Source organism: Pseudomonas sp. GL-R-19 (genome assembly GCF_019956375.1).
GTDB lineage: Bacteria > Pseudomonadota > Gammaproteobacteria > Pseudomonadales > Pseudomonadaceae > Aquipseudomonas.
Genome location: NZ_JAHBDJ010000055.1, coordinates 47,791 through 59,811 on the forward strand (window position 1 = coordinate 47,791; position 12,021 = coordinate 59,811).

10 protein-coding genes are annotated in these 12,021 nt (G+C 59.6%); 4 read left to right on the forward strand and 6 right to left on the reverse strand.

Going from position 1 to position 12,021, the window contains the following annotated elements; translation table 11 throughout:
- Nucleotides 1–52: 52 nt before the first annotated feature.
- Complete coding sequence (locus KGA83_RS23685; protein ID WP_115948202.1) at nt 53–1,378, reverse strand: MFS transporter; 1,326 nt, start codon at nt 1,376–1,378, stop codon at nt 53–55.
- Nucleotides 1,379–1,647: 269 nt separating this feature from the next.
- Here KGA83_RS23685 and KGA83_RS23690 point away from each other — a divergent pair, with 269 nt between their 5' ends.
- Complete coding sequence (locus tag KGA83_RS23690; protein ID WP_115948201.1) at nt 1,648–2,520, forward strand: LysR family transcriptional regulator; 873 nt, start codon at nt 1,648–1,650, stop codon at nt 2,518–2,520.
- Nucleotides 2,521–2,625: 105 nt separating this feature from the next.
- Here KGA83_RS23690 and KGA83_RS23695 read toward each other — a convergent pair whose 3' ends face one another.
- Nucleotides 2,626–3,486 (reverse strand): LysR substrate-binding domain-containing protein, encoded by an 861-nt coding sequence (locus tag KGA83_RS23695; RefSeq protein WP_108219113.1) that lies wholly within the window; start codon nt 3,484–3,486, stop codon nt 2,626–2,628.
- Between the two features lie 109 nt (nt 3,487–3,595).
- Here KGA83_RS23695 and KGA83_RS23700 point away from each other — a divergent pair, with 109 nt between their 5' ends.
- The 3 genes from KGA83_RS23700 (at nt 3,596) to KGA83_RS23710 (ending at nt 6,501) form a co-directional block, all read left to right on the forward strand.
- A complete protein-coding gene (locus KGA83_RS23700; protein ID WP_115948200.1) occupies nt 3,596–4,705 on the forward strand; it encodes a 2-aminoethylphosphonate--pyruvate transaminase in 1,110 nt (369 codons plus the stop codon).
- Between the two features lie 152 nt (nt 4,706–4,857).
- Nucleotides 4,858–5,685 (forward strand): phosphonoacetaldehyde hydrolase, encoded by an 828-nt coding sequence (phnX, locus tag KGA83_RS23705; protein WP_115948199.1) that lies wholly within the window; start codon nt 4,858–4,860, stop codon nt 5,683–5,685.
- Nucleotides 5,686–5,940: 255 nt separating this feature from the next.
- Nucleotides 5,941–6,501 carry a cytochrome b gene (locus KGA83_RS23710; protein ID WP_108219116.1) on the forward strand — a complete coding sequence of 187 codons (561 nt, stop codon included), beginning with the start codon at nt 5,941–5,943 and terminating at the stop codon, nt 6,499–6,501.
- 123 nt (nt 6,502–6,624) lie between these two features.
- On the opposite strand, the gene KGA83_RS23715 is transcribed toward KGA83_RS23710, so the two are convergent.
- The 4 genes from KGA83_RS23715 to KGA83_RS23730 form a co-directional block, all read right to left on the reverse strand.
- The gene (locus KGA83_RS23715) at nt 6,625–7,551 is read right to left on the reverse strand and encodes a 1-aminocyclopropane-1-carboxylate deaminase/D-cysteine desulfhydrase (RefSeq protein WP_108219177.1); all 927 of its coding nucleotides are present in this window, start codon (nt 7,549–7,551) and stop codon (nt 6,625–6,627) included.
- 167 nt (nt 7,552–7,718) lie between these two features.
- Nucleotides 7,719–9,758, reverse strand: a complete 2,040-nt coding sequence (locus KGA83_RS23720; protein ID WP_108219117.1) for an FAD-dependent oxidoreductase — start codon at nt 9,756–9,758, stop codon at nt 7,719–7,721.
- Between the two features lie 268 nt (nt 9,759–10,026).
- Nucleotides 10,027–10,674 carry a hypothetical protein gene (locus KGA83_RS23725; protein WP_108219118.1) on the reverse strand — a complete coding sequence of 216 codons (648 nt, stop codon included), beginning with the start codon at nt 10,672–10,674 and terminating at the stop codon, nt 10,027–10,029.
- 606 nt (nt 10,675–11,280) lie between these two features.
- Nucleotides 11,281–11,991 (reverse strand): hypothetical protein, encoded by a 711-nt coding sequence (locus tag KGA83_RS23730; protein WP_317850600.1) that lies wholly within the window; start codon nt 11,989–11,991, stop codon nt 11,281–11,283.
- Between the last annotated feature and the right edge of the window lie 30 nt (nt 11,992–12,021).

Genomic DNA, 12,021 nt, shown 5'->3' on the forward strand with positions numbered 1-12,021 from the left:
ATGGCCCACACGCCAGCCTGCCGCAGACGCAGCAGGCGACGAGGGACAGGATTCAGGTACGCAGGGGTTTGATGGTCATCGCTTTATTGGGCACGTAGGCAAAGTGAGTACCCAGGCCACCGGGGCGGCTGTTCCAGTGCGGGATCAGCACCAGCGCCGAGAACATGGCGCAGCCAGCGAAGACAATGAACACGGTAACGGTGTCGAAGTAGCCTGGCAGCAGGCCACCGAGAATCGCCCCGACTGAGCCGCAGCCGTTGACGAAACCGGCTGCTGTGGCGCCGGCCTTGGCGGTGCCGAAGTCGATGGCGGCCGCGCCGCTGATCATCGAGTCCGGCCCATAGAGGGTCAGGCCCATGACGAACAGCAGCGCCACCACCAGCAGCACGCTGCCGGTATGCAAGGCGCCCATGAAAAATGCCAGGGACACGGTCAGCGCCAACAGGCTGATCACGCAGGCCGGCATGCGCCGGGCGCCGAACAGTTTGTCCGAGGCCAGGCCGATCATGATCGGTCCGAGCAATCCGGCCAGTTCAAAGGCGGTCGGAATGATCGCCGCGCCGACCTTGCCCACCGAGGGCATCTGTTCGAAAACGATCACCGGTCCCCACAGCAGAATCGCGTAGCGCGCCGGTTTGAGCATGAAGTACGCCAGCCCGAGCACCAGCACGGTGCGGTTGCGCAGGATTTCCTTCAATGGCTCCCACATGCTGATTTTGCTTTGCGCGTCAGCCTGTTCGGCGGTCAGCTCGGGTTCCGGCTCCACCGCCGGCAAGCCGACGTCTTCCGGTTTGTTGCGTTGGAAAATAAAAAACAGCACGGCGACCAGCCCAACCACCGCCGCACTGGAAACAAACGCCGCATGCCAGCTGCCGATGAGCGTATACGCCCACCAACCGGCAAACGGCGACGCCACGAGACCGCCAAAGGCGTAGCAGGAACTCCACAGGCCCAATACCCGCCCGCGTTGCTCGGAGGGAAAGAAGCTGCCGAGGTTCTTGCACAGCCCCGACCAACCGGTGGACTGCGCCAGCCCTTGTATCAGCATGCAGGTAGCGAAAATCGGCAAGGTTGCGAAGTTGCCCATCACCAGCGCCGCGGCGGCGGAAATCAGCAATCCGCCGAGCACCACCACCCGCGGCCCGAATCGGTCGGCGAGGATGCCCCAGGTGAACTGGCCGACGGCGTAGGCCGTCAGGTAGATGGCATCGAGGTTGGCCATGGCCATTTTATCGAGCATGAAGGTCGGGTCTTCGCCAATACCGAGTTTGGCGACCGAGAAGGCTTTGCGGGTGAAGTAGAACGCGGCGTAGGCGAGCCAGGTGATCGCGAAGATCTGCATGCGCCAACGCTTGATGGTGCCGATGTGCTTGTTCATTGTGGTTCTGACCTCAGGGTGTGAGTGTGCCGGCAGAATTGGAAGAAAACGCCTGTGTTTTTATTGTTGAGCACTGCGATATCGCCCTGTCCCTACGGCGGATACCGGTCAGATGAGTCCTGTTTTTTGCACGCCCAGGCTCATGGCACCCGCTGCTGTTCGACTGACCCGTCAGCGGGGCTGAGGTGGATAAAAACAATTACTGATTAATAAGTGAAATCGATTTATCGTATTTCAAATATAAGGTCAGCTTGTTACTGGAGATTCCCATGTCGGTGTCCCACGCCCAGCTCAAAGCCTTCCATGCCGTGGCGGTCCATGGAAGCTTTACCAAAGCCGCCGAGCGGCTTTTTCTGACGCAGCCGGCGATTTCCGACCAGGTGCGCAAACTCGAAGAGCGCTACGGCGTCTTGCTGTTTCACCGCAACAAGCGCTCGGTGCGCCTGACCGATCTGGGCGAGCGCCTGCTGAGCGTTACACAGCGGCTTTTTGTGATTGAGGCCGAAGCCCAGGAGCTGTTGCAGGATTCCCAGGCCTTGCAGACCGGTAGCCTGATTCTGGCGGTGGATGCACCGGTGCATGTGCTGCCGCAGATTGCCCGCTTCTGCGAACGCTACCCCGGGATCAGCGTGAAGATCGAAACCGGCAACACCGATGAGTCGCTGTTTCGACTGTTCAACTATCAGGCCGACCTGGCGTTGCTGGGCCGTGACGTCAGCGATGAACGCCTGATTTCCCTGCCCCTGCGTAACGACCCGATGGTCGCGTTTGTGTCGCGCAATCACCCTTGGGCCGATCGCGAATCCATCACCCTTGCGGACCTCGACGACACGCCACTGGTGTTGCGGGAAATCGGTTCGGTGACCCGGCAGACCCTGGAGGAGGAAATGCAACGCGCCGGGTTCCGCATTCGCCCGGCGATTCAGGTCGAAGGTCGGGAGGCGGCGCGGGAAGCGGTGGTGGTCGGGATTGGGGTGGGCGTGGTGTCGGCTGCCGAGTTTGGCGCCGACTCCAGGGTTTGTGCACTGCCGATTACCGATTGCGAACGACGGCTGACTGAAACACTGGTGTGCTTGCGCGAGCAGAGTTCGCGGCGGGTGGTGGCGACGTTTCTCGAGATGGTGCGCGAGAGTCTGGTGTAGGCAGGCCAGGCCCCTTCGCGAGCAGGCTCGCTCCCACAGTAGATCTTTGGTGCGCACAAAACCTTGTGGGAGCGAGCAGGCTCGCGAAGGAAGCGACCCGGTCTTTCAGGTGGGCGCCAACCCGAAAAATGCCTGAATCAACCGCAAATCCCGTCGCCGCTCCATGCACCCCATCATGTGCCGATTCACCAACCCCTCGCCAATGATCGGCACCGCCGCCACTCGCGGGTCGTGGCTGACTTCCACCGACGACACCACCCCCACCCCCAGTTCGGCGGCCACCGCCTCGGTTACCGCTTCGCGGCTGTCCAGTTCCAGCAACACCCGTGGATTGACCCTGGCCTGGGCGCAAGCCTCATCGAAGGTGCGCCGGGTAATCGAACCCGGTTCGCGCAGCACCATGATCACCTGATCCAGCTCTTTGAGCTGCACGCCTTTGGTCTTCTGCACCCAAGGATGGCCGTCGGGCACCAGTGCGCAAATCCGTGATTCGTTCAGCGCCTGCAGATGCAAGCCTTTGCGCGGCTCGACTTCGGTCAACACCGCCACGTCGGCATGTTCGGACAACAACGCCGCCAGGGTTTCCTGGGCGTTGCCCAGGCGCAGGTTCACCGTGATCCCCGGATAGCGCGCGCGCAGGCTGGCAAGCATCGGCATGACCATGTGCGGGCCGTCCGCCGCCACCTCCAGACGCCCGGTCAGCAGTTGCCGGTTGGCTTCGAGCATCACCTGCGCCTCTTCGGCCAGGCCGAACATCGCCCGGGTGATGGCCGCCAGTTTGGTGCCCTCCTCCGTCAGTTCCACTCGGCGGGCGGTGCGGCGCAGCAAGGTGATCTGGTAGTGCTCCTCCAGGGCCTTGATGTGCCCGGTAACCGCCGGCTGGCTGATGAACAGCCGCGCCGCCGCCCGGGTAAAGCTGCCTTCCCGCGCCACGGCATCGAATGCGCGCAGCTGAAACAGGTTCATGAATAAACCTCACTGATGGCTGGCATAACAACAAACAATTTGATTGATAACACGGCAAATTGCAATTTAGGCACCAACGCTTCATCCCATCGATTGCGAGGACACGAGAATGAGTACTGCCGAACCCATCCTGCTCACCCCCGGCCCGTTGACCACGTCGGCCCGCACCCGTCAGGCGATGATGATCGACTGGGGCTCATGGGATGACCGTTTCAATCAATTGACCGCCAGCCTCTGCGAGCAACTGCTGGCAATCATCAACGGCGCCGCCACTCACCACTGCGTGCCCCTGCAAGGCAGTGGCACCTTCGCGGTCGAGGCAGCGATCGGCACGCTGGTGCCTCGCGATGGCAAGATTCTGGTACTGATCAACGGCGCCTACGGCAAACGCCTGGCGAAAATCTGTGAAGTGCTCGGCCGCGCCTACAGTACCTTCGAAACCGCCGAAGACGAGCCGACCACCGCCGCCGACGTCGACCGTCTGCTGCGCGCCGACACCGGCATCACCCACGTCGCCCTGATTCACTGCGAAACCAGCACCGGCATCCTCAATCCGCTGCCGCAGATCGCCCAGGTCGTCGCAGAACACGGCAAGCGCCTGATCATCGACGCCATGAGTTCCTTCGGTGCCCTGCCGGTGGATGCGCAGCAAGTGCCGTTCGACGCACTGATCGCTGCCTCGGGCAAATGCCTGGAAGGTGTGCCGGGCATGGGTTTTGTCTTCGCTCGCAAAGAATCCCTGACCAACGCCACCGGTAACTCGCATTCGCTGGCGATGGACCTGCAAGACCAGCACGCCTACATGGCCAAGACCGGCCAGTGGCGCTTCACCCCGCCGACCCACGTGGTCGCGGCGCTGCACGAAGCCCTGCTGCAATACAACGAAGAAGGTGGCTTGCCGGCCCGACACGAACGCTATGCCGCCAACTGCCAGGCATTGATGGAAGAGATGGGCAAACTGGGGCTGCGCAGCTTCCTGCCGGCGGCCATTCAGGCGCCGATCATCGTCACCTTTCATGCCCCGAAAGATCCTCGCTACCAGTTCAAGGAGTTCTACGAACGGGTCAAGGCCAAGGGTTACATCCTCTACCCCGGCAAGCTGACCCAGGTCGAAACCTTCCGCGTCGGCTGCATTGGCCATGTCAACCCGGCGCAAATGCGCGAAGCGGTGGCGGCGATTGCTGAAGTGTTGCGCGAGATGGAAGTGCTGGAAATCTAAGCCACACCGTATACCCCTGTGGGAGCGAGCCTGCTCGCGATAGCGGACTGTCAGCCAACACATCCGTCGAATGTCAGGCACTCATCGCCAGCAGGCTGGCTCCCACAGTAAAAGCAGCCCTCATTAGCCAGTTGCCACAGGACTTGATCACCATGAACTACACCAACCCAACCAAACTCCAAGCCGCCATCCTCGACTGGGCCGGCACCGTGGTCGACTTCGGCTCCTTCGCCCCGACGCAGATTTTCGTCGAGGCGTTCGCCGAATTCGATGTCCAGGTGTCCATCGAAGAAGCCCGTGGCCCGATGGGCATGGGCAAGTGGGACCACATCCGCACCCTGTGCGATCTGCCGGAAGTTGCCGAGCGTTATCGCAGGGTGTTCGGCCGCACGCCGACCGACGATGACGTCACTGCGATTTACCAACGCTTCATGCCGCTGCAAATCGAAAAAATCGCCGAACACTCGGCGCTGATTCCGGGGGCACTGGAGACCATCGCCAACCTGCGCCAGCAAGGGATCAGGATCGGTTCCTGCTCCGGATACCCGAAACTGGTCATGGACAAAGTGGTCGAACTGGCCGCCACCAACGGCTACGTCGCCGATCACGTGGTCGCCACCGACGAAGTCCCGAACGGCCGCCCATGGCCCGCCCAGGCACTGGCCAACGTCATCGCCCTGGGCATTGACGATGTCGCCGCGTGCGTGAAGATCGATGACACTGTGCCGGGCATTCTCGAAGGTCGCCGCGCCGGCATGTGGACCGTGGCGCTGATCTGCTCGGGTAACGCCCTGGGTCTGGACTACGAAGGTTATCGCGCGCTGGGAAGCGACCAGCTGGACAGTGAGCGCAAGCGCATCCACACGATGTTCGAAAGTTCGCGCCCGCACTACATGATCGACACCATCACCGATCTGCCGGACGTGATCGCCGACATCGACAAGCGCCTGGCCAACGGCGAAATGCCGCAGTCCAGCTAAAAAACGCAACTCCCCCCTGTAGGAGCGAGCTCGCTCGCGATGGTCTCAAGAATGCCGCGGTTACCCAGTGGGTATGCGTCATCGTTGGCGACCATCGCGAGCGAGCTCGCTCCTACAGGATTTTTCTGTCTACTACCCGAGCCAGAGCATCCCGCGACCGATCGCCTCAGGCAAACCCGGTAAAACAGGATTACAGTTAACGCTCACCGTCGGACAAGAACGGTGGCTTTAAACCGGACCTCTGAGGAACACCGTATGCCGTGGAAAAACTCCGAATCGCGCTACAGCACCGTATCGATCGCACTGCATTGGTTGATGCTGGTCCTGCTGGCGCTGGTTTACGCCTGTATCGAGTTTCGCGGGATCTTTCCCAAGGGCAGTGGCGGGCGCACGCTGATGGTTGAATTACACTTCATGCTCGGCCTGACCGTTTTCGTTCTGGTCTGGGTGCGATTGTTGGCGCGCAGTCTCGGCCGCCCCCCGGAGATCTTCCCGGCTTCGCCACACTGGCAAACGACGCTGGCCAGGCTGATGCACTGGGCGTTGTACATTTTCATGATCTTCACACCGATTCTCGGGTGGCTGGTCACCAGCGCCAAAGGCAATCAGGTGATGTTCTACGGTGTCGACCTGCCGATGCTGGTAGCGGAAAACAAGGACCTGGCCAAACAACTCCAGGGCTGGCACGAGCTCGGCGGCACGATAGGCTATTGGCTGATCGGCCTGCATGCCGCAGCCGGGTTGTATCACCACTATGTGGTGGGCGATAACACTTTGCTGCGGATGATGCCCAAGCGGGCAAACCGCGATACCTGAGGCCACTGGCAAAACCTGTGGGAGCGAGCCTGCTCGCGAAATCGGTGTGACAGGCGCATCGATACTGGATGTATTACCGCCTTCGCGAGCAGGCTCGCTCCCACATGAGATTGCATGTGTGCTTTAGATTTGTGGATTGAATCCCCGCCGCCCCTGCAAGCCGCCGGTGTGAACGAAGATCAGCCGCGTACCTCGAGCGAACTTGCCCGCCTCGACTTGCTGCTTGAGCGCCAGCAATGCCTTACCGGTGTACAACGGCTCAAGGGGAATGCCGCTGGCCTGTTCGGTCTTTTCGATGAACTCGGTCAGCAGCGGATCGACCTTGGCAAAGCCGCCGCGGCTGGCATCGATCAGCTCATACACCGCATGGATCAGACCCGCCTCCTGCACGATCCGCTCGACCTGTTGCGCCACCCCGTGATCGTCTGGCACCGCCAGGGCACCGTACACCGGATGATCCCCCGCTTCGGCCAGTACCAGGCCGGCCAAGGTCGTGCCGGTTCCGCAGGCCAGCCACCAGGCGTCATAGTCACTCCAGCCCAATCCCTCCAGTTGCGCGCAAACGCTGGCCCGCAGTTGCATGCAACCCAGGGCGCCAGGCAAACCGCCTCCCCCCTCAGGCACCGGATGCAGCGTCGGGTAGCGGGTGTGCCAGGGTTGCCAGAAACCCGCTTCATGCCTCGCTCGATAGCCTGCGTAACCCAGCCAGTGCAACGGCATGCCGAACGCCTGCAAGTCTTTGACCGTCGGGGTTTCCTGAGGGTGCCCGCGCAACAGGCCAACGGTGGCAAAGCCGAAACGCTTGCCCGCCGCCGCCAACGCGTGGAGGTGATTGGAGTGCGCTCCACCCAGGCTGATGATGCCTTCGGCGCCAACGCGGTCGGCAGTCTTCAGGTGCTCGATGAGCTTGAACCATTTGTTGCCGCTGATCAGCGGGTCGATCTGGTCCAGACGCAGGATTGCCACTTCGATGCCGGCGTGAGTGAGCCAGTCTAGATCAAGGCGTTCGAGGGGGGCTTGAGCAAGCCAATCGCTAGACGAGAAATACATCGATGCCGGTTCTGGGTAAAGAGTCAGCATTCTAGTCGCTCATAGGCAGCTATCGCGAGCAGGCTCGCTCCCACAGGGAATCTATGAACGACACAGATCAAATGTGGGAGCGACGGTGCGGCGATCCGACCTGCTCGCGATGGCCATTGGTACGCTGGACCTGTCTGTTACAACTGCGCCGCCAATCGCGAACCCTGGTTGATCGCCCGCTTGGCATCCAGCTCTGCCGCGACATCCGCGCCGCCGATCAGGTGCACGCTCTGCCCCGCCGACACCAGACCGTCATGCAATTCACGCAGCGGGTCCTGTCCGGCGCAAATCACGATGTTGTCCACTGGCAGCACCTGCGGCTCTGCGGTGTCGCCGATGCGGATGTGCAGGCCTTCGTCGTCGATCTTCAAGTATTCAACGCTGTTGAGCATCTGTACCTGCTTGTTCTTAAGGCCCGTGCGATGAATCCAGCCGGTGGTCTTGCCCAGGCCGTCGCCAACCTTGGATTTCTTGCGTTGCAGCAGGAACACCTCGCGGGCCGGCGCATGGGGCGCTGCCTTGATACCGGCAACACCACCGCGTGCCTCCAGGTGCGTATCGATGCCCCATTCCTTCCAGAACGCGGCGCGATCCTGACTGGTTGCAACGCCTTCATGCACCAGGAACTCGCAGACGTCGAAACCGATACCACCGGCACCAATCACCGCGACGCGCTTGCCGACCGGCTTGCGCTCCAGGATCACGTCCAGGTAGCTCAGCACCTTGGCATTTTCCACCCCCGCAATGGCCGGCAGTCGCGGCGCAATGCCGGTGGCCAGAATGATCTCGTCATAGCCGCCCTCGACCAGCCCGGCCACGTCGACGCGAGTGTTCAGGCACACCTCGACGTTGGTGGTCTGCAGTTTGCGATTGAAGTAGCGAATGGTCTCAAAGAACTCTTCCTTGCCCGGAACGCGCTTGGCGATGTTGAACTGACCGCCGATTTCGCTGGCCGAATCGAACAGCGTCACCTGATGACCACGCTCGGCGGCCACGGTCGCGGCGGATAAACCGGCCGGGCCGGCACCGACCACGGCGATTTTCTTCAGTTGCTGCACGGGCAGGTAATTGAGTTCGGTTTCGTGGCAGGCACGCGGGTTGACCAGGCAACTGGTCAGCTTGCCGCCGAAGGTGTGATCGAGGCAGGCCTGATTGCAACCGATGCAGGTGTTGATTTCATCGGCGCGACCTGCAGCAGCCTTGTTGACGAAATCCGGGTCGGCGAGGAACGGTCGCGCCATGGACACCATGTCGGCATCGCCTTCGGCCAGAATCTGTTCGGCCACTTGCGGTGTGTTGATGCGGTTGGTGGTGATCAGCGGAATATTGACCGAACCCCGCAGTTTGGCCGTGACCTTGCTGAAGGCCGCGCGCGGCACTTTGGTGGCGATGGTTGGAATCCGTGCTTCATGCCAGCCAATACCGGTGTTGATGATGGTCGCACCGGCCTGCTCGATGGCCTTGGCCAGTTGAACGATCTCGTCCCAAGTGCTGCCGCCTTCGACCAGGTCGAGCATCGACAGACGGAAAATGATGATGAAGTTCGGGCCGACCGCTTCACGCACGCGACGGACGATTTCCACCGGCAGGCGCATGCGGTTTTCATAGCTGCCGCCCCAGCGGTCGGTACGGTGGTTGGTGTGAGCGGCGAGGAACTGGTTGATGAAGTAGCCTTCCGAACCCATGATTTCCACGCCGTCGTACTCGGCGGTTTGTGCCAGTACCGAACAGGTGACGAAATCGCTGATCTGCTTCTCGATGCCCTCCTCGTCCAGCTCCCTGGGCTTGAACGGGTTGATCGGCGCCTGGATCGCGCTCGGCGCAACCTGTTTCGGGCTGTAGGCATAACGACCCGCGTGGAGGATCTGCATGCAGATCTTGCCGCCTGCCTCGTGCACGGCACGGGTAACGATGCGGTGTTTCAGCGCTTCTTCTTCGGTGGTCAGCTTGGCTGCACCGGAATACACGCCACCCTCATCGTTCGGGCCGATACCGCCAGTGACCATCAGGCCGACACCGCCACGGGCACGTTCGGCAAAGTAAGCCGCCATGCGCTCGAAACCACCTGGCTTCTCTTCAAGGCCAGTGTGCATCGACCCCATCAGGGTGCGATTGCGCAGTGTGGTGAAACCCAGGTCCAGCGGAGCCAACAGGTGCGGGTATTGAGCGGCGGTCATCGGTAACTCCACATCGATCGATCACGGAAAGTGCAGGAGCTCTACGGCCCCCATCAGTCATGTTCGACAGACTAAGAGTCGCGCCGCTGGCGCTCAATGACCGTAACTGACAACTTATTGATCGAAATGAGCAGGAGTATTCGGCAAACGGGAATGACTCAAAACGAAAACGACCTTCATGGCGCAGGTCCGGATTGAAACCTGCACCATGAAGGTCGCCATCTTTCGGACTCGGGACAAGCCCGCAGGATTTACGCGCATGACCTGTTTAGCATGCGCTTGCAACTGTCCGCCGAGGCGCAACGTAGTCGTCCTGTTTTTTCGCTCGCTGAGTCAACACCAGCATCGCCAGGAACCCGAGCACAATCAGTACCGGATAAGCCATCAACAGTTCGGAAAGGGAAAACTTCCAGGCCAAAGGGCGTCCGACACCCAGCATGGCGGCATACATCCAGGACACTGCCGACAACGAGCCGCAGGCCAACGCCAGCATCCGTGCACTGAATCCGAGGTTGAGCAAGGAGCCTGCCTTTTGCAGCGCCGGCAGTACCATGCGATGCAACAAGACACCGTTGTAACTCAGCAATGCCACAATAATGACTTTGGCTTGAAGCTTTGGATTCATGAAGTAATCGAGACCTTTGTCCAGGTAATCAATACCGACGACAGCGACACCCGTTACCCACAGCGCTATCAGTGCAACGACGACAGATTTTTGAAGACTTTCCATGTGAGCATTATCATGCTCAGTGGCTACGTTGCGCCTTATAAGGTCTTTAACCATAGCGACATCACTGGTCAACACCAAACCAATGGCGACACAACACGCCACTAAATGAACGTAAATAACACCCAGACGTAAAAACTCCAGGAATTCTTTATTTTCCAGCAGGCTCATAATTGTATTTATCGCCACGGTATTTCCCCCACCTTATTCGACAGTACAGATCGACTACTTGACAGGATTTTTACTTATTCAAATATCCTGTGCGACCTTACTTCTAAAAGATAAGCCAAGTCACGGACTCGGCACTGTTAACCTCATTGACTCGCTCGGCAAATCAATGACCGGCTTGTTTATTACCTCCCTGAGTTTCAGATAAAACCCCCATTTGCATTCACTGCTTTTGAGATTCAACTTCCACTTCTTTTTTGCGATTGCAGGGGCAGGTCATGACTGACGTGCTTAGGAGTCAGAGGGCACAGACGCTCCAATGTTCATTTCTCGAGCAAACCACCGACAAACGGTGCGTAGCGCAAGTGCGCCTGAAGCGATAGTGACAAGACAACTTTCACGCTATGCCCCACCACAACTGGTCTGCTTGACTAGATACACTTCGGCAGCCGCTTATTGGATCCACTAGTTGTTATACATCCCATAACATGCGCAATAGCGAGCAACTCTCATCCAGAGCAAACTCCGACTGCGAATCCCACGGTGATTCGGCCAGCCTTCCAGGCAGATGGCAACGCAGGATTAACTTAAACAATAAGGGTGTAAACCAAGTCTCTGCGCTTATGCTCAAAACCCGAAGTAAACAAATGCCGTAGCTACCGCTATACCCCATGCGGCCAACGCCATGACTGTTGAATTGTACGGTAATCGGGATTCGCTCAAGCGCTGCAAGCCTGGCTTGGAAAACCCGGTTTGGTCATATCGGCAATCCATGATTGCGCGGTAGGTATATCGCAGGCCGACTAACAGAAACAGGGTGATCAGGCCGAGGACAAGTCCACGCCTGACAGGCGGTTTAACCCATGGTGCAAGGTGATCCTGTTCGCAGGCAATGCTATTGACTTGCGCAACGGTAATGAGTTGATAGTCCGACGAAGGCCGCTTTTGGCCCATCTGGATCGCCGCCTGTTGCTCTAGATCCAACACCTGATACTTCCAGAGCGTTGACGAACCACTGCGGCAGAAGGTAAACGCTGCAGGACTTGAGACGGCGATAATAAAAGCGTCGTTGATGTCCAGTTTTTTCAGCGTTTCTGTGGCTGACCTGGTGAAGCCCAGGTCGAAGACCGAAGTGATCCCGCTAGCAGAAGCCGCGACCGCAACCAATAGGCTGCTCAAGAGGCAGATGGCTGAAATGTTCAAGGCCGGGTTTCCTTTTTCCACTGTTTCTTTGATTTTGCAGTTCGGTTCCAACCTGCCTTGATGAGCTCCAGTACGCTGCTGGCACTCCGATAGCTGATGGGCAATTGAATGGAAGGAGAAAGGGAGGGCATCCATTGCCCTCCCCTCCGCTGTCCACGCTCCCTG